Source organism: Sphingomonas sp. 320_CC (genome assembly GCF_059691795.1).
The window spans coordinates 82392-105585 of record NZ_JCAWAE010000001.1 but is presented as its reverse complement, the minus strand read 5'-3'; the positions used below and the strand labels follow the sequence as shown (position 1 = coordinate 105585).

Genomic DNA, 23194 nt, shown 5'->3' with positions numbered 1-23194 from the left:
TTTGCTAAAGGTTTTGCCGGTGCGGCCGTTTCTCCTGATGTCAGCGCAAACCAGAGGATGCGGACATGGTGGACTCGATCGGCGCGAAGCCGTCAGTAGCAGGAGATCGCTCCGTCGCGCGCATCGCCGCGGCAGCACCGACGACGGTCGTTCAGACGCCGGCTCTGCCCAGGCAGACGTCGGTGGAGCCGGAATCGATCGCGCTCGCCAAGTCGATGGCCGCCTCGCCGCCGATCGATGCGAGCCGCGTCGCCGCGATCAAGAAGGCGATCGCGACGGGCACCTTCCCGATCCTCCCCGCGACCATCGCCGATCGCCTGATGGCGCTTCGCCTGGACTGGAATTCGAATGAAACGGCGTGATGCCCTGATCCGCGTGATCGACGCGCTCCACGCCGAGATCGCCGCGCTGAAGTCGAACGACGTCGCCAGCCTGGAGCGTGCGACCGCGGACAAGCTCGCCGGGATCGAACAGGTCGCGCTGCTCGGCACCGGGCCTGCGGGCACCGAGATCCGCGAGCTGGCCGACGAGGCGAACCGGCTCAACGAGACGTGCCGGATCTACACCAACTTGATGGCGGCAAATGTTCGCCGCCGCCTGCAAACCCTGACCGGCGACGGTGCCGTTGCCGGGTATCGGCCGGGCCTGCGCGCCGCGTACGCTTAAGTAGCGCGCTTACACTTCCCATCTCCGTCATCCTGACGAAAGTCAGGATCCAGGGTAAAAGGGGCGGCGCCACATGGCTCTGGATCCTGACTTTCGTCAGGATGACGGCGCTACGGGAAACAAATACCGGAAACTGGCACGACCCTTGCTCAGCATCCCCTGAACCAGGGGCACCGCACACGGGCATGACCGTCAATCCTATCACTACCGGCCGGATCCAGTCCGCGATCGCGCTTGCGAGCAGCAAGACGGGCGTGGATTTCGACTATCTGCTGGGCCAGGCGAAGCTCGAGAGCGGGCTCAACGCCAATGCCAAGGCCGGCACGTCGAGCGCATCCGGCCTCTATCAGTTCATCGAACAGAGCTGGCTGTCGGTCGTCAAGAAGCACGGCGCGGAGCACGGCATGGCGTGGGCCGCGAACAGCATCGGCCAGTCGTCGAGCGGCCGCCTCTCGGTCGGCGATGCCGGCACCAAGGCGGCGATCCTCGCGCTGCGCAACGATCCCAATGCCGCGTCGCTGATGGCCGCCGAATACGCGTCGGACAACAAGGCCTCGCTCGAAGGCACGCTGAACCGGCCGGCCTCGGGCACCGACCTGTATATGGCGCACTTCATGGGGCTCGGCGGCGCGACCAAGTTCCTCAAGACGATGCAGGCCAATCCGCAGGCGAGCGGCGCCGCGCTCTTCCCCGCCGCGGCGCGCGCGAACCACAACGTCTTCTACGATTCGAACAACCAGCCGCGCACGCTGTCGGCGATCTACGACCGGTTCGCCGACAAGCTCGGCGGTGCCGCCGCCGGGGCAAGCGCGACCGCAACGCCCGCCAACTACGCCGCGCAGGCGCTCGACATGAACGGTAGCACGGTCATCACCGGCAACAACGAAAGCGCGGACGACGCGCTCGCCTGGGCGACTACCGCGATGGGCAGGTTCACCGGCAAGACGACGCAGGCCGCCGCCAACATCCTGCGCCCGACGCCCGATACCGCGCGGCTCGCGTACATGATGCTCGCACGGTTGGGCGGCTAAGCGATGAACCGCATTCTCTCCAACGCCCGCGCTTCGGTCCTGCCGCTCGCGATCCTGCTGCTCGTGCTCGTCATGGTCGTGCCGATCCCGGCGTTCATGCTCGACATCTTCTTCGTGGCGAACATCGCGATCAGCCTGGCCGTGCTGATGGTCGCCTTGAACGCGCAGAAACCGCTCGACTTCTCCGCCTTCCCGACCGTCCTCCTGTTCGCCACCCTGTTCCGCCTCGGCCTCAACGTCGCCTCCACCCGCATCGTGCTGGTCCACGGCCACGAAGGCGAAAGCGCGGCGGGTCACGTGATCGAGGCGTTCGGCACGTTCCTGATCGGCGGCGATTACGTCGTCGGCATCTTCGTCTTCGCGATCCTGATGATCATCAACATGATCGTCGTGACCAAGGGCGCCGGCCGCGTCTCCGAAGTCAGCGCCCGCTTCACGCTCGACGCTTTGCCCGGCAAGCAGATGGCGATCGACGCCGACCTCAACGCGGGCCTCATCACCCCCGACGAAGCCAAGGCGCGCCGCGTCGAAGTCTCGACCGAAGCCGATTTCTACGGCTCGATGGATGGCTCGTCTAAGTTCGTGAAGGGCGATGCGGTCGCGGCCATGCTGATCCTCGCCGCCAACATCATCGGCGGCCTGATCCTCGGCCCCGTCAGCCACGGCATGACGATCGCGGATGCCGCGCACAACTACATCCTGCTCGCGATCGGCGACGCGCTGGTCGCGCAGCTACCGAGCCTGATGCTGTCGATCGCCGCCGCCTCGATCGTCACGCGCGTCACCTCGGACAAGGATCTCGCCGGCCAGATCGGCGGCCAGTTCGGGTCGCCCCGCACCTGGACGCCGGTCGCGGTCATCCTCGCGCTGCTCGGCATCCTGCCCGGCATGCCGCACATGGTGATCCTGCCGGCGGCCGCGATCGCCGGGTTCGCCGCGTGGAAGCTGCGCCAGATCGAGCGCCGCCCCGCCCCCGTTATGGTCGTCCCCGTCGAGACGATCGACCAGTCGAAGATCGGCTGGGAGGAAGTCACCGACGGGATGCAGGTCAATCTCGACATCGGTTACGGCCTGGTCCCGCTCGCCGACGAGCGGCGCGGGTCGCCGCTGATGGGCCGGATCACCGGTGTGCGTCGGCAGCTGTCGAAGGAACTGGGCTTCGTCGTGCCGCAGGTCCGCGTCCGCGACGACATCAACCTCGCGCCATACGTCTACCGCATTCTCGTCAACGGCGTGGTCGTCGGCGAGGACACCGTGTCGCCCGACGAGATGCTCGCGCTCGACACCGGCCAGGCGTTCGGCGACCTGTTCGGCAAGAAGGTCAAGGATCCGACTTTCGGGCTCGACGCGACCTGGGTCGACGCGGGCGACGCCGATGCCGCGACCGGTGCGGGTTATCTCGTGGTCGATCCCGGCACCGTGATAGCGACGCATCTGAACCATCTGCTCGGCCAGAACGCGTCCGACCTGCTCGGCCAGGACGAAGTGCAGGCGCTGCTCGACGGCCTCAAGGAGCGCGCCGCGCAGCTGGTCGCCGCACTCGCACCGCTGCCGATCACGACGCTGACGCAGGTGCTGAAAGGCCTGCTCGCGGAGAACGTGCCGCTCAAGGAATTCCGTCGCATCGCCGGCGCGATCGCGGTCGCGGCGCAGCGTACGCAGGACGCCGAGGAGATCATCGAGACGATCCGTCCCGAACTCGGCGCGCTCATCATCCAGAAACTGTGCGGCGTGCGCGAACCGCTGCGCGTCATGACGTTGGAGGGTCAATTGGAAGGTCTGCTCGGCCAGGCGATGCGCGCCGATCAATCGCGCCGCCACGTCATCGAACCCGATCTCGGCCGCCGCATCGTCGAGGCGCTGCAACGCGCCGCCGAACCGCTGATCGCCGAGGCGAAACCGTTCGCGCTGGTCGTCCAGCCGACCATCCGCATCGCGATCCGCAAGCTGGTGCGGACGTGCCTGCCCGACACTCCGGTGATGTCGTTCTTCGAAGTGCCCGAGGAGAAGGCGGTCGAAGTCGTCGCGGTCATCGGTGCTTCCCAGCCGGCGCAAGCCGGAAACTTCGGGCAACAGGCGCTCGCAGCATGAGCGCGCTCCCGATGCGCGGCGCCTTCGCCGATGCCCAACCCCTCACCTACCGCCCGCACCAACGCCCCGGCGGCGACGCGGACCAGCTTGTCAAACAGCACCTCCCGCTCGTCCGCCGGATCGCGTGGCACGTCCACGGCAGCATGAGCAGCAGCGTCGAGGTCGAGGACCTGATCCAGGTCGGCCTGGTCGCACTGGTCGAGGCCGCCGCGAATTTCGACGAACGCGGGCTTCCGTTCAAGACCTACCTGATCACGCGTTTGCGTGGCAGCATGATCGACGAACTGCGCCGCCAGGCCACGTCAACGCGCGGCGCGATGCGTCGCCGCCGCCAGTACGCCGAGGCGATCTCGACGCTAACCGCCCGCACGGGCAAAGCTCCCGGAGAAGACATGATCGCAGACCATATCGGCGTGACGATCGAGAAACTCCGAACCGACTACGTCACCGCCGACTCGATCCGCTTCGACTCGATCGACGAGCTGTACGCCGACGACCTGCCCTGGTTCGCCGACGACACGCCCGACGCGTTCGAGCAACTCGCCGACAGCGACATGCGCGAGGCGCTTATCGCCGCGATCACCGCGCTCCCCGAACGCGAGGCGCAGGTGATCCAGCTCTATTACGTCGAAGAACTCAACCTCGAGGAGATCGGCGAAGTCTTCGGCGTCGGCTCTGCGCGAGTGTGCCAGATCAAGGCGTCCGCGCATGCGAAACTGAAGAAGGCACTCGCCCGAGCGCTATAGAGCGACTGATGGGCAAAGCTTCAAAGCATGCCCCTTCACGCGCTCCAGCCGCCGTCGATGGTATATACCGCGCCCGTGATGAACCCCGCTTCGTCCGATGCGAGATAGGCGACCAGCCCGGCCACCTCGTCGGGCGTGCCGTGCCGGCGGATTGCAAGCGGCGCCCTGTTCGCCTCTGCATTGGGGCCGTCGGCAGGATTGCGTTCCGTGTCGACCGGTCCCGGCTGCACCAGGTTTGCGGTTATGCCGCGCGCGCCGAGGTCGCGCGCCAGCCCCCGGGTCATGCCAGCAAGCGCCGATTTGCTGGCGGCATAGAGCGTAACGCCCTCGCCGGGCGCACGGTCGGCGACGATGCTGCCGATCGTTATGATGCGTCCTCCGGTAGACATCGCAGCTGCAACTCGCTGCGCGGCGATGAACGGTGCGCGCACGTTGACCGCAAACACTCGGTCGAACGCATCGTCGGCATAGCTCGCGAGCGTGCCGTTTTCCGACATGCCGGCGACGTTCACCAGGATATCGATCGTGCCGTAACGCGCAATCACCGTGTCGATCGCAGCGCGCAACGCGGCGGCATCGCTCACATCGGCCTGAACCGAGACGATCACGCTTCCACCGTCCTCGATCCCGCGAACGAACTGCCGTGCATCCTCGGCACGCGATCGATAGATAACCGCCAGCGACGCGCCATCGGCAGCGAGGCGGCGCGTGATCGCGGCCCTATGCCGCGCGTCCCGCCGATCACCAGGGCGATCTTTCTGCGCAATGCCGTCATCGCTCTTCCCAACCAGCCTATGCTGCGACGCCGGTGGTGGCACGCGCAGAAGAGGGTAAAGTACGCCTGCTCCCCACGTGCAGACCAGCTGCACTGTATTGGGCCACGATAACGCCTTTCCTCGATCGCCCGCAAACATGCAAAAACCCCGGCAGCTTGCGCCACCGGGGTCTTTCCCGCTCGCGCTTCAGGGAAGCGAGGCGGGTCCGACCGGCACCGTCACCCTGCGGGGGGCTGGTGCCGGTGCCGGTCCGGATTAGCCCAGCAGCTTCAGCACGCTCTGCTGGCTCTGGTTCGCCTGGCTCAGCATCGCGGTCGATGCCTGGCTCAGGATCTGTGCCTTAGCGAGCGCGGTGGTCTCTGCCGAGAAGTCGGTATCTTCGATGCGGCTCTTCGCGTCCGACAGGTTGGTCGCATTCGAGGTCAGGTTGTTGACCGCCGACTGCAGCTGGTTCTGCGACGCGCCAAGCGATGCGCGACGGTTCGAGACGAGCGAGATCGCCGTGTCGTAATCCGCGAGCGACCCCTTGGCGACGACCGCGCTCGGCGTCGTCGAGTCGACGACCGAGCCGACACCACCGGTCGGCGGCGTGCCAGCGGTAGCGGCCAGCGTCAGATCGGTGCCCAGGTTGAGATCGATCGAGTCGCTGGCGTTCGCGCCGGCCTGGATCTTCACGACTGCGCCGGTGGTCGGGGCCGTCGCGGCGCCTGCCTTGCCGTCGAACAACTTTACGCCATTGAAGCTCGTGTTGGTCAGTACATTCGAGATCTGCTTGGCGAGCGCATCCTGCTCGGTCTTGATGTTGGCGATGTCGCTGGTCGAATAAGTGCCGTTGCTTTTCTGCACTTCCAGCTCGCGCATGCGCTGCAGGTTGTTGCTGACCTCGTCGAGCGCGCCTTCGGCGGTCTGTGCCATCGAGATGCCGTCGTTCGCGTTGCGGACGCCCTGATTCATACCCTTGATCTGCGACGTCATCGACGACGAAATGGCGAGGCCGGCTGCATCGTCCTTGGCCGAATTGATGCGCTTGCCGGTCGACAGGCGCTCCATCGAAGTCGCGAGCAGGTTCGAAGCCTTGGTCGATGCATTGGTCGCGCGTAGCGCGGAAACGTTCGTGCCGATGACAGTCATTGTGAAACTCCAGTGATCTTCGGCGATCCCCGCCGCCCCCGTGGCGAAGGGCCGTGCCGCCATAAGGAGTAACGGCGCTATCGCATCGAACTTAAGCGCGACCGGCCAAATTCTGCCGCTTTTTCTTATGGTTTACAGTATCTTGCAGGGCAACGCGCTGTGCCGAACGGACGAAACCCCCGACAGCGGATGCTGCCGGGGGCTCTCACGCGCATGATGCATGCGGCGACGTCTATCGGCGCCGTCACCCAAGGGGGGGGCGGTGCCGGCGCCGAAAGCTGGATTAGCCGAGCAGCTTCAGCACGCTCTGCTGGCTCTGGTTCGCCTGGCTCAGCATCGCGGTCGATGCCTGGCTCAGGATCTGTGCCTTGGCGAGCGCGGTCGTTTCAGCCGAGAAATCGGTGTCTTCGATACGGCTCTTGGCGTCCGACAGGTTGGTCGCGTTCGACGTCAGGTTGTTGACCGCCGACTGCAGCTGGTTCTGCGAGGCGCCGAGCGAGGCACGACGGTTCGAGACATTGGCGATGGCCGTGTCGTAATCGGCAAGGCTCGTCGACGACGATGCAGCGGCCGTGGAGCCGGTCACGACAGCACCGACACCACTGGCACCTGTGAGATTCGAGCCCAGATCGAGCGTAATCGCGTCGGTCGCATTGGCGCCCGCCTGGATCGAGACCTTACCAGTGCCAGCGACGTAGTCGCTCGACGCGGCGACTGCAGGATATTGCGGGCTACCTGTGGTGCCAGTGCCGACCACCGCATCCTTGGGGCCAGTACCCTTCTGGCCAGCGCTGCCGTCAAACAGTTTCACCCCGTTGAAGGTGGTGTTGCCGAGAACGTTGGTGATCTGCTTGGCCAGCGCATCCTGCTCGAGCTTGATGTTCGAGATATCGCTCGACGAATAGGTGCCGTTGGTCTTCTGCACTTCCAGCTCGCGCATCCGCTGCAGGTTGTTCGTCACCTCGTCGAGCGCGCCCTCTGCGGTCTGCGCCATCGAGATGCCGTCGTTGGCGTTGCGGATGCCCTGGTTCATGCCCTTGATCTGCGACGTCATCGACGACGAGATGGCGAGGCCGGCGGCGTCGTCCTTGGCCGAATTGATGCGCTTGCCGGTCGACAGGCGCTCCATCGAGGTCGCGAGCAGGCCCGATGCCTTGGTCGAAGCGTTGGTCGCGCGCAGCGCCGAGATGTTGGTACCGATGACAGTCATTGCGAAATCTCCGTGATCTTCGACGATCCGCGCCGCCCCCATGGCGAAGTGCCGATCCGTCAATGTGGGTAACGGCCGGTTCGGGACGGACTTAAGCGAAAAAATGCAGCCGGGGCCGGGCCTCGCACGCGCCCGTACGAGAGCCCGTGCGCGCGTTCGTGTGCGCAAACGCGCGCCAGTGTGCCCGCGGAGACGCGCCCGGAAATAATCTGCCGGGGGCGGCAGGGTTTAACCGCGCGTTTACCACCAATGCTGCATTCCCCGAATCGTTCAGGGGGAACTCCATGCGTTCAATTTTTCCATCGGCTGCAGTCACTTCGCGGAAATACGCGCTTGTTTCGTCATTGCGTGCGCAGGGCTTCGGCGTGGGCTCGTTCGAGACTGCACAGCCCGGCGCGAACGACCTGTTCCTGGTCGCGGATGGCGAGGGCATCACCGCCCCTGCCCGCACCGTGGTGATCGGTTGCGAAGGTCGCGAAGTGACGCCATCGCGTGACGGTGCGCCGGCGCGGATCAGCTTTGCCGCGGAGGACACCGCGGTCGGCAACGGCTTCGCCCGCGCCCTGATCGGTGGCGCCGACATGCCGACCGCCGCCGATCCCGAATCGCTCGCGCTGCTCGCCCTCGCGGAGCGCGTTGCCGCCGCCGACATCACGGTGCTGATCAACGGCCCGACCGGCACCGGCAAGGAAGTTCTCGCCCGCGCCATCCACAATGGCTCGGCGCGCAAGGACAAGCCGTTCATCGCGATCAACTGCGCCGCGCTCCCCGAATCGATGCTTGAGGCGCTGCTGTTTGGTCACCAGAAGGGTGCGTTCACCGGCGCATCCTCGGGTGGCGACGGATTTTTCCGCGCAGCGAACGGCGGAACGATCCTGCTGGACGAGATCGCCGAGATGCCGCTGCAGTTGCAGGCAAAACTGCTCCGCGTGTTGCAGGAGCGCGAGGTCGTGCCGCTGGGCGCCTCGGTGCCGCAGCCGATCGACGTCCGCGTGATCGCGTGTGCCAACCGCGATCTCCACGCCGAAGTCGCCGCCGGCCGGTTCCGCGCCGATCTCTATTACCGCCTCGCCGTGTTCCCGCTCGCGACCAAGTCGCTGGCTGAGCGCCCGCAGGATATCCCCGCGCTCGCCGCGACGCTGATCCTGCGTCATGCCGGCAACCGCAACGTCATTCCCTGGCCGAGCCACGCAGCGATCGAGCAGCTGATGCTGCACGACTGGCCGGGCAACGTCCGCGAGCTGGAGAACGTGATCCAGCGCGCGCTGCTGTTCTGCGGCGGCGATACGATCGAGACGAACCACATCGTGTTCGACCGCCCGGTGACGATGACGTTTCAGCGCACGGCTTCCGTTACACCGATCGCGCCCGTCGCGGTGCCTTCCGAGCCGGAGACGCTCGGCAACATCGTCCAGATGAGCGAGTTCGCCGCAATCCGCGAGACGCTCAAGGCGTGCAACGGCAGCCGGATCGAGACCGCGAAACGCCTTGGCATTTCCGAGCGCACGCTGCGCTACCGCCTCGCCAAGGCGCGCGAGCAGGGCGACGACATCGGCAGCGTCCATAACTGGGCGGCCTCGGCATGAGTGGCATCTCAAGCATCGGTGGCGGCGCGATGAGCGTCGACCGCGTCATGGCGCTTCGCTCGCAGATACTCGAACGCAATCAGGCGCTCTCGCGCGCCGGTGCCACCGGGAACGTCGCGCCGACCGAGACGGTCAAGCCGACCAGCTTTGCGGACACGATGGAAACCGCGCTGAAGGGCGTCAACGAGGGCCAGACCCAGGCCGCCAAGCTCAGCGAAAGCTATGAGCGCGGCGAGACGGTCGACATCGCGAAAGTGATGCTCGCCCGCCAGCAGGCGTCGGTCGGGTTCGAGGCGACGTTGCAGGTCCGCAACAAGCTGCTGTCCGCTTACAAGGATATCATGAGCATGCCGGTCTGACATGAGCACCGCACTCATCCCTTCGCCCGGCGGCACCGAACGGTTCGCCAATCCCCTCCAGCAGATCAAGGGCGCGTTCGCGCAGCCTGCGGTCCGTCGCTCGTTGCCGATGGCGCTGATGGTCGGCCTGATCGCCGCAGCCGCGCTTGCGTGGATGAGCCTGTCGACGCCGACGCAGAAGACGCTGTTCAGCGGCCTGCCCGATTCGGACAAGGCTGCGGTCACGTCCGCGCTGACCACTGCCAACATCAAGAGCCATATCGACGAGGGCACCGGCGCGCTGACCGTCGGCGAGGACGATTACAGTCGCGCCAAGATGCTGCTCGCGGGTCAGGGCCTGCCGAAAGCGGCGCCCGGCGGCTATGCGATCCTCGACCAGTTGCCGATGGGCGTTTCGCGCGCTGTCGAAGGCGAACGCCTCCGCCAGGCACGTGAATCTGAGATGGCGAAGTCGATCGAGGAGATCGACGCGGTCGCGGAGGCACGCGTGCATCTCGCCATGCCGGAAGCGTCGGTGTTCGTCCGCGACAATGCTGCGCCATCGGCGTCGGTGATTCTGAAATTGCAGGGCGGCCGCTCGCTGAGCGACGCGCAGGTCAGCTCGATCATCAACCTCGTCGCCTCGTCGGTGCCGGGGATGAAGCCCGAGGCAGTGACGATCGTCGACCAGATGGGCGCGCTGCTCACCAAGGCCGGCGGCAACGAAGGCGCTGGGGCGGCCAGCGATGCGCGGATCGATATCCAGCGCCGCGTCGAGGACAAGTATCGCACGCAACTGATTGCGTTGCTGACGCCGCTGGTCGGCGCGGGCAATTTCACCGCGGAGGTCCAGGCCGACGTCAATCTCGACGAGAGCCAGGCGACGCGCGAAAGCTATGAGAAGCAGGGCGTGCTCCGCGCCGAGACGGGCAACTGGACCGGCAACCAGAAGGACGGCACGGCTGGTGCTCCGGGCGGTATTCCGGGTGCGCTGAGCAACACGCCGCCCGCCGCGAGCACCTTGTCGACGCCGCAAGCCGCTAACGGCGCGTCGGGCAGTGCGCAGCCGGTCGCTGGCGGCGCGGCACCCAATGCGATGAAGCAGTCCGACCAGTATCAGCGTGCCTACGACCTCGGCCGCGAAGTGTCGGTCACGCGCGCTACGCCGGGTGGGGTCAAGCGTCTCTCGGTCGCCGTCCTCCTGCGCGATCCTGAAAAGGGCCGCCGCACCGCGATGGAGATCAACCAGATCAGCGATCTCGTGAAGAGCGCGGTCGGCTTCGATCAGGCGCGCAACGACAACGTAACGGTCATCAGCCGCAAGTTCGCGGGCGCCGATGCAACCGCGACGAGCGGCCCGGCCTGGTACGACAACGCCTGGCTGCCGGTACTTGCGCGCAACGGCACCGCGATCCTGATCGCGCTGCTCGTGCTGCTGCTCGGCGTCCGCCCGATCGCCAAGGCGCTGATGAAGAAGCGCGAGGATGCCGGCACGCGTCCTGCGCTCGGCCAGCCGATCGGCGTCGCGAACGGCGACGGCATGGCGGTCGCGGCACCGGTGAGCCTCGACCAGCTCGAGAACACGCGCGGCTATGACGACCGGATTGGCGCGGTCCGCGGCTTCACGCGCGACAATCCGACGCGTGCAGCCCTTGCCGTGCGCGACATGATCAAGGCCGACGCCAAGTGAGCGAAGTCGCCATCCGAACCTACACCGGCGTCGAGCGTGCCGCGGTGCTGATGATGCTCGTCGGCGAGGAGGAGGCCGCGGCCATCCTCCAGAAGCTGGAGCCCGAAGAAGTGCGCCAGCTCGGCGCGGCGATGTTCAAGGTCGCCGACGTCAGCGAGCAGGAGGTCGAGGACGTGCTCGACGATTTCGTTGGCCGCGCGCGAGAGCGGACCGCGATCGGTTTCGACCCGCGCCCGCAGATCGAGGCGGTGATGAACCGCGCGCTCGGGCCTGAGAAAGCGGAAAGCGTGCTCGCGCGCATCACGCCGCCCGAGGCCGCCTGCGAACTCGAACTGCTCGACTGGCTCGACGCACCCGAAATCGCCGCGATGATCGAAAAGGAGCATCCGCAGATCGCCGCGGTGCTGATCGCCAATCTCGACGCGTCGATCGGCGGCCAAGTGCTCGAACTGCTGCCCGATGCGGTGCAACCCGACATCCTCCACCGCATCGCGCGGCTGGGACCGATTACGCCCGAGGCAGTCGAGACGTTGAAGATCGTACTCGCCAACCGCACTACCGCGGCGCCCGGCTCGGTCGGCGTCACGCTCGGCGGCACGCGCGAGGCGGCCAAGATCCTGTCGGGCGCGCGCAAGGCAACCGAACAGCGCGTCATGCCGAAACTGTTCAAGATCGACCGCGAAGTGGCGAAGGCGATCGAGGAGGCGATGTTCGTCTTCGACAATCTGCTCGCGCTCGACGACAAGAATCTGGGCACGCTGATCCGCAACGTCGATAGCGAGATCCTGACCAAATCGTTGAAGGGCGTCGACGAGACGATCCGCAACCGCTTCCTCGGCTGCATGTCGGCGCGCGCCGCCGACGGCATCCGCGACGAGATGGAAGCCCGCGGGCCGATGAAGCTGGCCGAAGTGCTCGAAGCGCAGAAGGCGATGATCGCGATCGCGCGCGGCCTTGCGAAGGACGGCACGATCCAGATGGGCGGGGGGGAAGACGATTATGTCTAACGGCTTCACCGCGGGCTTCGCGTCGCGCCACACGACGACGGCCAACATTCTGGCGAGCGCATTCGCCCCGCCCTCGGGGTTCGCGGCTGCGGATATTCGCGAGCGTGCGACGGTGCGGCCCGCGAACTTCGCGTCGCCGAACTTCTCGTCGGAGCCGAGCACGCCACGCCACTTCAGCCCGGCGGACAAGGACGTGAACCCGACCGCCGGCTGGGATCCGCTCGATCCGGTCAGCGAATCGTCGTTCATCGACCCGCTCGCCGACGCGCATGCCGCCGGCTATGCGGAGGGTCTCGCCGCTGCGGCCGCCGCGGCACAGGAAACGGCCACACGCGACGGCGCGCTGCTCGGCGACCTTGCCAGCGCGCTCGGCAACGATCGGATCGACCGCGACCGCGTCGCCGCCCAGCTCCGCCAGACGGTGTTGTTCCTCGTCTCGAAACTCGTCGGCGAAGTCGGCATCGCGCCTGACGTCCTTGCCGGTCGCATCGAGACGGCTGCCGAGCTGCTATCCGACTCCGCCGAATCCGCGCTGCTCCGCGTCCACCCCGACGACGTCGCGCTGCTCGAAGGCCGACTGCCGAAGACGATCTTCGCAGCAGGCGATCCGGGCGTCGCGCGCGGCAGCTTCGTGCTCGAAAGCGCATCGACGATCGTCGAGGACGGTCCGGAACTCTGGCTCGATCAACTCGCGCAGGCGATCGACCGCGTGCCGGTGCCCAAATGCTGAACCGCTTTACCGCCGATTATCTCGAAACCCTCTCCAACGCAGATTTCGTCGCCAAGCCAAAGGTCTCTGGCCGCCTTGCCTCGTTCGACGGCCTGCTCATGGAAGCGGTCGGCCTGACGCTACCCGTCGGCACCGTCTGCCAGGTCGGCGAAGGCGTGGCGAGCGTCGAGGCGGAAGTCATCGGCTTCCGCAACGGCCGCACGTTGATGATGAACCTCGGCGGCGCCGCGGCCCTTCTTCCGCGCGCACCGGTCAAGCCGATCGGTGCGCCGGGAGAGGCCGAAGTCGGGGCAGCCATGCTCGGTCGCGTCGTCGACGGTGCCGGCAAGCCGATCGACGGGCTCGGCCCAATCCGTGGCGCCGGGCGCTGGCCGCTCGCGGGGAAACTCCAGTCGCCGCTCGATCGCGGCCGTGTGCTCGAACCGCTCGACGTCGGCGTCCGCGCGATCAACGGCCTGCTGACGATCGGTCAGGGCCAGCGTGTCGGCATCATGGCGGGCTCGGGCGTCGGCAAGTCGGTGCTGCTCGGCATGATCGTCCGCGCCGCGCAGGCCGACGTGATCGTCATCGGCCTGATCGGCGAGCGTAGCCGCGAAGTCGCCGACTTCCTCGAAACCAAGGTCGCCGGCGCAGCGCGCAAGCGCTCGGTCGTCGTCGCGGTCCCCGCCAACCACTCCCCGGTCCTCCGCATCCGCGGCGCACTCCGGGCCCACGCGATCGCCGAATCTTTCCGCGACGAAGGCAAGAAGGTCCTGCTCATCATGGATTCGCTCACCCGTGTCGCGCACGCCGGTCGCGAGATCGGTCTCGCACTCGGCGAGCCTGCATCCGCGCGCGGCTATCCACCCAGCGCCATCGCGATGCTGCCGAACCTGATCGAGCGCGCTGGCGTCGACGTCCACACCGGCGGCTCGATCACCGCGATCTACACGGTGCTGGCGGATGGCGACGACGGCAACGACCCGGTGGTCGACTCCGCCCGCTCGATCCTCGACGGCCACATCGTCCTCAACCGCCATCTTGCCGAGCGCGGTGTTTATCCGGCGATCGACATCGGCCCGTCGGTCAGCCGCGTGATGACCGACATCGTGCCCGCGCACCACGCCAAGGCTGCGCGGACGCTCCGCCGCCACCTCGCCACCTACGAGGAAAACCGCGATCTCGTGCTGATGGGCGCCTACCGCCACGGCGCCGATCCCGCGATCGACGCGGCGATCGCCTGCCACCCCGCGGTCATGGAATATATCCGCCAGGACGCCGATGAGAACGTGTCGTTGAACGATGCGGTCGCCGAGCTGACCGGCGTGTTCGGCGGCTGAGATGGCGGATGCCCGCAGCAAGACGCTGGCGCGCATCCACCGCGTCCGCACGCTCCAGCTCGGCCTGACCCGCGCCGACGAGGCGCGCGCGCATGACAAGTTCGCCAGCGAACAGGCGTTGTCGGGCCGTATCGCGCTGCTCGCCGAAGCCGTCGCGCCGGTCCACGAAACGCAGGTCGCCGTCTCGCTCGGCGCCGCCGCGCACTACCGCGACCGCCTTCAACAATCCGCCAACGCCGCCGTAGAACGCGTGCAGGCCGCCGAATATCACGTCGAGCGCGCCGCCGAGGCAACCCGGTCCGCTAAGCGCGACCAGAGCGCGGTCGAGAAGCTGCTCGCCCGCGCCGACGCCGATGCGGTGCTCAAAGCGATCCGCGCGATGGAGGAGGCACCCGCCTTCCGGAAGGTTCGGCACGATCCTTGCTGAGTGCGGGGCAGACGCCCGAACGCGAGTGCCCGAATGATCCAGACCGCGACCCTTTCCCGTACCGTTCCCCTCCATCCTCGCGCCTCTGCCGCGAAGAATGGCAGCGATTCGGGCGATTTCACGGGCGCCTTCGAACAGGTCCGTGACGACGCGAAACCCGAACCTTCCGCCGCAGCGCCGGAAGATAAGCCCCGGCAGGACGACGCCGCGACCGGCAACGCCTTGCCGCTGCCGGTCATCGTGCCCGACCCCGCGTTCGTATGGCAGCCGATCGTCGCGACGACTGCGCCAGCTCTGCCAGTTGCACGCATCATTGATGCAACCAGCATGCAACCAACTAGCGTGCAGCGACCGACCTTCGCGCAATCGCAACCGCAGGCCGCCACTCCCGCTCCGATAGAGCCTCAACCACACCTGCCCTCCGCGCCCACCCAAGCTGGCGGCACGCCCGCAACGCAGCTCGCCGCCGCGATCATGGCTGCGATGCCCCCGGCAAAGACGGCCGTGCAGACGCCGGTGGACACGACCGACGCGCCGCGTTGGGCGACGCCCGATACGGCGCCCGTCACCCTCGCCGTCGCGCAACCCGATGTCGTCCAGCCGCAACCCGGCACGGTCGCGTCGGCCGCGATGGTATTCGGCGCAGCGATCCAGGCGGCAACCAAGAGGCGTGAAGAGCCGGATACCCTCGCAGCGCCTTCCGACACGCCGCTGACCCCGATCGGCGCGACCACAACGCATGAGATTAAGGTCGCCGACGCGCAGCAGGCGCCGCTCGACATGCGGCAGGAGCGCTGGCCGCACGCGATGATCGAGCGGATCGAGATGCTCCGCGACGCCGCCGACGCGGTCGACACGCGCATCCGCCTCGTCCCCGATGCACTTGGCGCGATCGACGTTTCGGTGAAGACCGACGGCGATACGGTGCGCGTTCACTTCAATGCCGAGCAGGCCGCGACGCGGACGTTGCTGGCGGACGCGCAGCCACGGCTCGCCGAACTCGCCGAGGCGCGCGGGTTGAAGCTTTCGCAAGGATCGCTCGGCGACAGCGGCGCAGACCAGCAGCAGCGCGCACCCGCGGCGCCACAAACCCCGAATCGCCCCGCGCCGGTCTCGACCGTGATCGCGAACACGCCCGACGACATCCGAATCGCTTGAACCGAAGGACCCTGAAATCATGAGCGACACAAAAGAAACGCCCGACGCCGCCCCGAAGAAAAAGGGCAAGATGAAGACGATCCTGATCGGCGGCGTCGCGCTGCTGGTGCTGGTCGGCGGTGGTGTCGGCGCAGGCGTCTATGCCTCCAGTGCCGGGCTGATCGGCGGCGGCGGTCACGCAGCCGAAGCCGAGGATGGCAAGCCCAAGCTCGTCCCCAAGAGCGAGCAGAAGCATGCGTCCGAAGGCGGCGAAGGCGGCGGTCACGGCGGCGAGGAAGCCGCGCCCGAAAACCACGGGATGAAGCCCCCCGCGGGGCAGGGCGGCGACAAATACGCCTCCACCTACTACCCGCTGGAGAAGGATTTCACCTCGAATCTCCAGGACTCGGTGCACTTCGTCCAGGTCGGCGTCGCGGTCTCCACGCCGTACGACGACACCGTCATCACCAACCTGAAAACCAACGATATCGCGGTCCGCTCGGCGATCCTGATGGCGCTCGGCGACACCACCGAGGAGCAGGTGATGAGCAGCGACGGCAAGCGCCAGCTGCAGGTCCGCCTCGCCAAAGCGATCAACGATACGCTCAAGCAGAAGGAAGGATTCGGCGGCATCGGTAACGTTTACTTTACCAGTTTCGTCGTTCAGTGAGTCATGGTTAACGAGGCCTCAGCAAAGACGCGCGAGCGACGCGACCGGGACCGCTCCGGCGCGCCCAAGGAGGGCGTGCTGCATCAGGGCGTGCTCGGCGGGGCCAAGCTCAATCCGTTCGGCGACCTGCACTCGCTCCAGCATTTGTCGGCGCGGTTCGCGCGCGGTTTGCGCGGCGTGTTCGAGCCGTTGCTGCGCCAGGAAGTGCGCTGCTGGGCCGAGCCGCTGGTGGTCCAGCGCTTCACCGATTACCGGGCGGAACGCAGCGATGCGCTGACCGCGTGGTTGCCGCTGATCATGACGCCGGGGATGGCGCAGGCGCTGTGCATCATGGACGGCAAGTTCGTACTCGAGATGCTCGACATGTTCTTCGGCGGCACCGGTGCCGCGCCGCACACGCTGCCAACGGAGTTCTCGCCGGCCGCCGAGGCGATGGTCGCGCGGATCGGCCAGATGATCGCCGCGCCGCTGAAGACCGCATGGGAGCCGATGGCGCGGTTCGACTTCCTGCCGACCCGCGTCGAGGTGAACCCGGCGATGATCGCCGATCTCGACGGTGAGGACGCGATGATCGTCACGCGCTTCGGCATCGCTGCGGGCGCCGCGAAACCCGTGTTTCTTGACCTCGTCTACCCCGTCTCCGCGCTGAAACCGCATGCGCCGTCGCTGACCGCCAAGGTCGTCGGCAAGTCGGCCGAGCCCGATCCGGCCTGGCGCACCGAGCTGACGCGGGCCGCGATGAACGTGCGCTTCCCAATCCGCTCGGTGCTCGCCGAGCCGGTCGTCAAGCTGACGATGCTGATGGACCTGAAACCGGGCGACGTGATCCCGATCACCATCTCGGGCGACGTGCCGGTGATGGTCGGCAACAACCGGCTCGGCTGCGGCACGGTCGGCACGTCTAACGGCTTCGCCGCCATCCAGCTCACCTCGATTACAAGTTTCGACGAAGGATTTGCAGCATGAACGACATGACCGGAGGCTTCCCCGTAGATGCTGCCGTCGCCGCCAATTTCCGGCTGCTCCAGGATGTCGACGTCAAGCTGACCGTCGAGATCGGCTCGACCAGCCTGACGTTGCGCGAGTTATTGGCGCTCGGCGAGTCGAGCGTGATAGAACTTGATCGCCAGGCCAACGAATTGCTCGACGTCTTCGTCAACGGCACCCTGATCGGCCGCGGCGAAGTCGTCACGGTCGGCGAACGCTTCGGCGTGCGGATGACCGAGCTCGTGTCGCCCGACAAGCGCGGCTGATCCGATGCTCTGGACCTATATCCTCAAGCTCGTGATCCTGCTGCCACTCGTGTGCGGCCTGATGTTCGGCTGCCTGTACCTGTGGCGCAAGTTCGAGAGCCGGATCCCGGGCAAGCCCTCCACGCGGCTGATCGGCGTCAAGGAAACGATGATGATCTCGCCGGGCCTGCGCCTCGCGGTGATCGATTTCGAGGGCCGCCGGCTGCTCGTCTCGGTCGGCCGTGGCGGCGTGCACCTGATCGACAAGGTCGACGCATGAGCGCGGTCGCTCGTCCGACGGTGACGCGGAAGGGCTCGGGCCCTGCCCTGTTCGCCGCATCCTCCGCCAAGCCGTTTTCCCGCGTACGCGGGGATCCAGGAGCCAGGCGCGCGAACGCGTGGCTGTGGATAGGCCTCGCCATTCTACTAGCCCTCTTCCTCGCGATGCCCGCCTTCGCGCAAGGCGTCCCCGCCCCGACCAACCCCGCCGTCGGCGACGCGGTCGATCGCGCGCTCGGCCAGCTTGGCGGCCAGGCGGCGGGCAATACCGGGCAGAGCGGCTCGCTGTCGCTGTCGCTGCAAGTCCTCATCATCATGGGGCTGCTCACGATCCTGCCGGGGATCGTGCTGATGATGACCAGCTTCACGCGGATCATCATCGTGCTCGCGATCCTGCGCCAGGCGCTCGGGCTTCAGCAGACGCCGCCGAACCAGGTGCTGCTCGGGCTGTCGCTGTTCCTCAGTTTCTTCATCATGGCGCCGACGATCAGCCAGATCAACACGACCGCGATCCAGCCCTATGCTGCCGGACAGCTCGCCGGCACGCAGATGATCACGACCGCCGGCGTCCCGCTGCACGCGTTCATGGTCAAGCAGACCCGGATCAAGGACGTCACGATGTTCGCGCAGATCGCCAAGTCCGGCCCGTACGCGACCCCTACCGATATCCCGTTCTCGGTGCTGCTTCCCGCGTTCGTCACGTCCGAGCTTAAGACCGCTTTCCAGATCGGTTTCCTGATCTTCCTGCCGTTCATCGTCATCGATCTCGTCGTTGCGACTGTGCTGATGTCGCTCGGCATGGCGATGCTCAGTCCAACGATCATCTCGATGCCGTTCAAGCTGTTGCTGTTCGTACTGGTCGATGGCTGGGCGCTGACGATGGGCAGCCTCGCCAACTCGTTCGCGACTTGAGAGCATGGACGCGCAATATTTCCTGACCGTCGCCAACCAGACGATGTGGGTGCTGGCGCTCGCCAGCGCGCCGATCCTGATCCCGGCGCTTCTGGCGGGGCTGATCCTGGGGATGATTCAGGCGGCGACATCGATCAACGAGCAGACGCTGTCGTTCGTGCCCAAGCTGGTGGTGGTCGCTGTGTCGATCCTGATCTTCGGGAGCCTGATTCTGGGCTTGCTGAGCGATTTCACGATCGGGATCTTCGAGCGCATTCCGGATCTCGTAAAATGAGCGCACTTGTTGCTCCCCTCCCGCTTGCGGGAGGGGTCGGGGGAGGGGTGTGCCCCACCGACCGGACGCCGGTACGTACGTCGCGCCCTCCCCTGACCCCTCCCGCAAGCGGGAGGGGGATTTTACAGTGCTAGGCTTCGGGCTCAGCATCGAGCCACAGCTCTGGGCGCTCGTGTTCGTGATGATCCGCATTGGTGCGACGTTCATCGCGGCGCCGGTGTTCGGCTCCGTCTCGGTCCCGCTCACCGTGCGCGTCACGCTGTCGGGCGCGATCGGGTTCCTCGTGCTTGCCGCGCATCCGATCGTCCCGCCGCAGAACATCTTTGCGGTCTCCACGATCCTTTCCGCCGCCGCGGAAGCGCTGGTCGGCCTCGCGCTAGGCTTCGTCCTTCAGATCGCGTTCGCCGCACCGATGATCGCGGCCGAAGTGATCGGCGGCGCGATGGGGCTCGGATTCGCCTCCTCGATCGACCCGCAGAACGGCAAGACGTCCCCTGCCCTCGGCCAGTTCTTCTCGATCATGCTGACGCTGCTGTTCCTGTCGGTCGACGGGCACCTGATCCTGATCGACCTGCTGGTGAAGAGCTACGACGTGCTCCCCCCCGGCGCCGCGTGGATCGGCGTCGAACGGCTTAAGGCGATCGCGTTCTTTGGCGGCTATGCGTTCCTCGCCGGGCTGCTGCTCGCGTTGCCAGTGGGTTTCCTGCTGCTCTGCCTCAACATCGTCGTCGGCATGCTGAGCCGCGCTGCGCCATCGCTCAACCTGTTCGCGGTCGGCCTCCCCGCCAGCCTCGCGGTCGGCGTCGTCACGCTCGCGATCGCGTTCCCGACGATGGGCGACTACATGCTCGTCATCGTCCGCGAAGGCCTCGCCGCCACCGAAAACCTGGCACTCGGCTGATGTCGGAGGATTCGGGCGAAAAAACCGAAGCACCAACCGCCAAGCGCAAGAAGGATGCGGTCGAGAAGGGCGACATCCTTAAATCGCGCGATTTCGCGACCGCGCTGAGCATGCTCGCCGGGGTCGCCTGGCTAATCTACGCCGGCCCGACGCTGATCTCGGCGTGCAAGGCGATCATGAGTTCGAGCTTCCAGTTCACGCACGCCGATGTCGAGGACTTCTCCCCCTGGCGTCCGCTGATGAAAGCCGGCGGCAAGCTCGCGCCATCGCTCATAACCCTGTTCATCGTCAGCATCGGCGCCGCGATCTTGAGCCAGGCAGGGCTCGGTTCGCTGGGCTTCAACGGCGGTCTGCTCGCACCCAAATACAGCCGCGTCGATCCAGCGGCTGGACTCAAGCGCATCTTCGGCGCGAACGGCTGGATCGAACTCGGCAAGTCGCTGCTGAAGGTGATCCTGCTCGGCACGATCGGCGGCTGGATGCTGTGGAACGCGGCGCATTCGACGATGGGCCTCGCCTCGTCGGCCGATCTCAACCAGGCGCTGTCGACGCTCGGTGGGATCTTCAAGGGCATCCTGATCGCGATGGCGTTCGGGCTGTGCGCGATCGCCGGGATCGACCTGCCGATCCAGATCATCCGGCGTCTCGGCAAGATGCGGATGTCGAAGCAGGAGGTGAAGGACGAGCACAAGTCGACCGAGGGCAATGGCGAGGCGAAGGGCCAGATGCGCGCGAAGATGCGCGCGATGGCCAGCGGTGGCCTGCGGAAATCGGTCGCGGAGGCGCATGTCGTGCTGACCAACCCGACGCACTTCGCCGTGGCGCTGCGCTACGATCGCGGCAGGGATCAGGTGCCGGTGGTGGTCGCCAAGGGTCGCGGCGCGACCGCGCTGGCGATCCGCGAACTGGCTGGCGAAGACCGCGTGCCGATCCTCGAATATCCGACGCTCGCCCGTGCCGTTTATTACACCAGCAAGGAGGGGCAGGAGGTCCGCGACGACCTCTACACCGCGATCGCGACCGTGCTGGCGTTCGTGTTCGGGCTCAACGCGGCGGCAGGTGGGACCACGCCGGGAGTCCAGCCGTTCGTGACCGTGCCGAAGGATGCGCGGTTCGACGAAAACGGCATGAAACAGGCCTAAACATTCGCGCCGCATGGCCGTTCTAACAGACGAGCGCGCACGTGCAGGGATTTCACGATGGTAACTTCGACCACCAGCACGACCGCCACGCCGACTCCCACACCCACACCAACCGCGCAAAGTGCCGTCAACGACGCGACGCAGGCACTGCTGAAGGGGCTGAGCGCGGGCTCCGGCGTCGATACCGGCACATTGGTCACCTCGCTCGTCTCCGCGCAGTTCGCCGCACGCACTGCCGCATTGAAGACCAAATCCGACACGATCACCGCGCAGATTTCAGGCGTGAGCACGCTCAAGAGCACGATGACCGGCTTTTCGACCGCGCTCGCCAATCTGGTGAAGGGCGGCAGCTTGCAGACTCAGCCGGCCAGTTCGAATGCCGCCGTCCTGACTGCCACCGCAGCGTCGGGCGCAAAATTGTCGGGGCTGTCGTCGAGCATCACGGTGACGCGCCTCGCCACCGGGCAGGTCGCGCGGACGACGACCGCCGTCGCCGCCAAGGATCGCGCGACATCGCTTGGCACCGGCGCGCTGACGCTGACCATCGGCGGCAAAGACACCAAGATCGACGTCGGCGACGGCAGCATCGACGCGGTCGCCGCAGGTATCAACGCGTCTAAGACCGGCGTCACCGCCTCGGTCGTGACCGACGCGAACGGCGGCGCGTATCTCTCGGTCAAGGGCGCGACCGGCAGCGCCAACGCCTTCACGCTTAAGGGAGAGAAGGGCGACGCGCTCGACATCGGCGGCAGCACGGCGACGAAGACCAGCCTCGTCTCCACCGCGCAGAACGCGCAGCTGACCGTCGACGGGATCGCCGTCGAGCGCCCGAGCAACACCGTCAGCGACCTGGTGACCGGCGTGACGCTCCAGCTCAACGGCATATCCACCGTCCCCGTTTCTCTCACCAGCACGCCCCCGACCGACGCGCTGACGCAAGCGGTCAACGATGTCGTCACGACCTATAACGAGGTCCTGAAGACGATCACCGAACAGACCGATCCGATCACCGGCAACCTTCGTGCGGATCCCGCCGCGAAATCGCTGCTGCGGTCGCTGCAGGCCCTGGTATCAAAGCCACTGGTCGGTGGCGCGATCGCCGGGCTTCCGCGATCGCTGTCGGAGATCGGCGTCGCCACCAACACCGACGGGACGCTGCGGGTCGATTCCGCGCTGCTCGCCAAGCAGCTTGCGGCGAACCCCGACACGATCGAGGCGATGTTCGCTCCGTCCGGCACCAATGCGCTCGGCCTGTCCGCGACGCTGACGGCGTTGACCACCAGCGCGACCAGCACGGTGACCGGTCTCGGCGCATCGACCGTGCGCTACACCGCGGCGGAGGCCGATGTCGCCAAGCAGCAGGACAAGGTCACCGACCAGTCCGCGCAGTTGACCACGCGCCTGACGCAGCAATATGCCAGCATGAATTCGCGCGTGTCGGCGTATAAATCGACGCAGACCTTCCTCACCAACCAGATTGCCGCGTGGAACAAGGATTCGTGACCTACGCCAGCACGTTGATGCGCGACCCGTTCGCGACCTATCGCCAGATCGACGCGGTCGGCCAGACCGCTACCGCCGACGGCCCTGCGCTCGTCCAATTGCTCTACAAGGAACTGGTCGCCGCATTGCGCGCCGCCGCCTGGGCCTGCGAAAAGCGCAAGTTCGCGATCAAGAGCGAGCGGATCACGCGCGCCACCGCGATCCTGTTCGCGCTCGAAGCCGGGCTCGACTTCGAGAAAGGCGGGCAAGTCTCGGAAACGCTCGCGCGACTATATGGCGGCGCGCGGAAAACCGTGATCAACGCCTCGCTCGGCCACGACCCACAGCCATTCCGCGACTCTGCCGACATGCTCGACGAGATCGCGCAGGCGTGGCGGACCGCCAGCGCCGCATAAA

26 protein-coding genes are annotated in these 23194 nt (G+C 66.5%); 23 read left to right on the top strand and 3 right to left on the bottom strand.

Annotated features, from left to right (window positions below; translation table 11 throughout):
- Window positions 1-65: 65 nt before the first annotated feature.
- The 5 genes from flgM to fliA all read left to right on the top strand — a co-directional run bounded on the left by flgM (window position 66) and on the right by fliA (window position 4534).
- The gene (gene flgM / locus AC59GX_RS00475) at window positions 66-362 is read left to right on the top strand and encodes a flagellar biosynthesis anti-sigma factor FlgM (protein ID WP_426282801.1); all 297 of its coding nucleotides are present in this window, start codon (window positions 66-68) and stop codon (window positions 360-362) included.
- Window positions 349-666: a hypothetical protein gene (locus AC59GX_RS00470; protein WP_055881695.1), complete on the top strand. Its 318-nt coding sequence runs from the start codon at window positions 349-351 to the stop codon at window positions 664-666. The genes flgM and AC59GX_RS00470 overlap by 14 nt, the downstream gene beginning before the upstream one ends.
- A 185-nt stretch (window positions 667-851) precedes the next feature.
- Entirely contained in the window at window positions 852-1697 is an 846-nt protein-coding gene (locus AC59GX_RS00465) for a lytic transglycosylase domain-containing protein (RefSeq protein WP_426282802.1), read from the top strand.
- A gap of 3 nt (window positions 1698-1700) precedes the next feature.
- Window positions 1701-3788, top strand: a complete 2088-nt coding sequence (gene flhA, locus AC59GX_RS00460; RefSeq protein WP_426282803.1) for a flagellar biosynthesis protein FlhA — start codon at window positions 1701-1703, stop codon at window positions 3786-3788.
- Complete coding sequence (fliA, locus tag AC59GX_RS00455; protein ID WP_426282804.1) at window positions 3785-4534, top strand: RNA polymerase sigma factor FliA; 750 nt, start codon at window positions 3785-3787, stop codon at window positions 4532-4534. Before flhA ends, fliA begins: the two co-directional genes overlap by 4 nt.
- Window positions 4535-4569: 35 nt before the next feature.
- Here the strand turns inward: fliA and AC59GX_RS00450 are convergent, their stop codons facing one another.
- The 3 genes from AC59GX_RS00450 to AC59GX_RS00440 all read right to left on the bottom strand — a co-directional run bounded on the left by AC59GX_RS00450 (window position 4570) and on the right by AC59GX_RS00440 (window position 7651).
- Window positions 4570-5352, bottom strand: coding sequence for an SDR family NAD(P)-dependent oxidoreductase (locus tag AC59GX_RS00450; RefSeq protein WP_497300568.1), 783 nt, complete (start codon window positions 5350-5352; stop codon window positions 4570-4572).
- A gap of 213 nt (window positions 5353-5565) precedes the next feature.
- Window positions 5566-6441, bottom strand: coding sequence for a flagellin N-terminal helical domain-containing protein (locus tag AC59GX_RS00445; RefSeq protein WP_426282806.1), 876 nt, complete (start codon window positions 6439-6441; stop codon window positions 5566-5568).
- A 283-nt stretch (window positions 6442-6724) separates the two neighbouring features.
- Window positions 6725-7651, bottom strand: a complete 927-nt coding sequence (locus AC59GX_RS00440) for a flagellin N-terminal helical domain-containing protein (RefSeq protein WP_426282807.1) — start codon at window positions 7649-7651, stop codon at window positions 6725-6727.
- Between the two features lie 284 nt (window positions 7652-7935).
- Here AC59GX_RS00440 and AC59GX_RS00435 point away from each other — a divergent pair, with 284 nt between their 5' ends.
- From AC59GX_RS00435 to AC59GX_RS00350, 18 genes are all read left to right on the top strand, one after another.
- Window positions 7936-9237 carry a sigma-54 interaction domain-containing protein gene (locus AC59GX_RS00435; RefSeq protein ID WP_426282808.1) on the top strand — a complete coding sequence of 434 codons (1302 nt, stop codon included), beginning with the start codon at window positions 7936-7938 and terminating at the stop codon, window positions 9235-9237.
- On the top strand, window positions 9234-9596 hold the full coding sequence (gene fliE / locus AC59GX_RS00430) for a flagellar hook-basal body complex protein FliE (RefSeq protein ID WP_426282809.1): 363 nt from the start codon (window positions 9234-9236) through the stop codon (window positions 9594-9596). Before AC59GX_RS00435 ends, fliE begins: the two co-directional genes overlap by 4 nt.
- A gap of 1 nt (window position 9597) precedes the next feature.
- Window positions 9598-11265 (top strand): flagellar basal-body MS-ring/collar protein FliF, encoded by a 1668-nt coding sequence (gene fliF, locus AC59GX_RS00425; RefSeq protein WP_426282810.1) that lies wholly within the window; start codon window positions 9598-9600, stop codon window positions 11263-11265.
- Entirely contained in the window at window positions 11262-12272 is a 1011-nt protein-coding gene (fliG, locus tag AC59GX_RS00420) for a flagellar motor switch protein FliG (protein ID WP_426282811.1), read from the top strand. Before fliF ends, fliG begins: the two co-directional genes overlap by 4 nt.
- Entirely contained in the window at window positions 12265-13002 is a 738-nt protein-coding gene (locus AC59GX_RS00415) for a FliH/SctL family protein (RefSeq protein ID WP_497300566.1), read from the top strand. Before fliG ends, AC59GX_RS00415 begins: the two co-directional genes overlap by 8 nt.
- On the top strand, window positions 12996-14321 hold the full coding sequence (locus AC59GX_RS00410) for a FliI/YscN family ATPase (protein WP_426282813.1): 1326 nt from the start codon (window positions 12996-12998) through the stop codon (window positions 14319-14321). Before AC59GX_RS00415 ends, AC59GX_RS00410 begins: the two co-directional genes overlap by 7 nt.
- Before the next feature lies 1 nt (window position 14322).
- Window positions 14323-14748, top strand: coding sequence for a hypothetical protein (locus AC59GX_RS00405; protein ID WP_426282814.1), 426 nt, complete (start codon window positions 14323-14325; stop codon window positions 14746-14748).
- 33 nt (window positions 14749-14781) lie between these two features.
- Window positions 14782-15906 carry a flagellar hook-length control protein FliK gene (locus AC59GX_RS00400; RefSeq protein WP_426282815.1) on the top strand — a complete coding sequence of 375 codons (1125 nt, stop codon included), beginning with the start codon at window positions 14782-14784 and terminating at the stop codon, window positions 15904-15906.
- A 19-nt stretch (window positions 15907-15925) separates the two neighbouring features.
- Window positions 15926-16555, top strand: a complete 630-nt coding sequence (locus AC59GX_RS00395) for a flagellar basal body-associated FliL family protein (RefSeq protein WP_426282816.1) — start codon at window positions 15926-15928, stop codon at window positions 16553-16555.
- Between the two features lie 3 nt (window positions 16556-16558).
- The gene (locus AC59GX_RS00390; protein WP_426282818.1) at window positions 16559-17521 is read left to right on the top strand and encodes a flagellar motor switch protein FliM; all 963 of its coding nucleotides are present in this window, start codon (window positions 16559-16561) and stop codon (window positions 17519-17521) included.
- Window positions 17518-17808 (top strand): flagellar motor switch protein FliN, encoded by a 291-nt coding sequence (gene fliN, locus AC59GX_RS00385; protein WP_056054132.1) that lies wholly within the window; start codon window positions 17518-17520, stop codon window positions 17806-17808. The genes AC59GX_RS00390 and fliN overlap by 4 nt, the downstream gene beginning before the upstream one ends.
- A 4-nt stretch (window positions 17809-17812) precedes the next feature.
- Complete coding sequence (locus AC59GX_RS00380) at window positions 17813-18067, top strand: flagellar biosynthetic protein FliO (RefSeq protein WP_056054129.1); 255 nt, start codon at window positions 17813-17815, stop codon at window positions 18065-18067.
- Window positions 18064-18978 (top strand): flagellar type III secretion system pore protein FliP, encoded by a 915-nt coding sequence (fliP, locus tag AC59GX_RS00375; protein ID WP_426282819.1) that lies wholly within the window; start codon window positions 18064-18066, stop codon window positions 18976-18978. The genes AC59GX_RS00380 and fliP overlap by 4 nt, the downstream gene beginning before the upstream one ends.
- 4 nt (window positions 18979-18982) lie before the next feature.
- Window positions 18983-19252 (top strand): flagellar biosynthesis protein FliQ, encoded by a 270-nt coding sequence (gene fliQ / locus AC59GX_RS00370; RefSeq protein WP_055874447.1) that lies wholly within the window; start codon window positions 18983-18985, stop codon window positions 19250-19252.
- A gap of 127 nt (window positions 19253-19379) precedes the next feature.
- Window positions 19380-20153 carry a flagellar biosynthetic protein FliR gene (fliR, locus tag AC59GX_RS00365; RefSeq protein WP_426282820.1) on the top strand — a complete coding sequence of 258 codons (774 nt, stop codon included), beginning with the start codon at window positions 19380-19382 and terminating at the stop codon, window positions 20151-20153.
- Complete coding sequence (gene flhB, locus AC59GX_RS00360; RefSeq protein WP_426282821.1) at window positions 20153-21295, top strand: flagellar type III secretion system protein FlhB; 1143 nt, start codon at window positions 20153-20155, stop codon at window positions 21293-21295. The genes fliR and flhB overlap by 1 nt, the downstream gene beginning before the upstream one ends.
- A gap of 57 nt (window positions 21296-21352) precedes the next feature.
- Window positions 21353-22798: a flagellar filament capping protein FliD gene (gene fliD / locus AC59GX_RS00355; protein WP_426282822.1), complete on the top strand. Its 1446-nt coding sequence runs from the start codon at window positions 21353-21355 to the stop codon at window positions 22796-22798.
- Entirely contained in the window at window positions 22795-23193 is a 399-nt protein-coding gene (locus AC59GX_RS00350; protein WP_082441390.1) for a flagellar export chaperone FliS, read from the top strand. Before fliD ends, AC59GX_RS00350 begins: the two co-directional genes overlap by 4 nt.
- Window position 23194 lies beyond the last annotated feature (1 nt).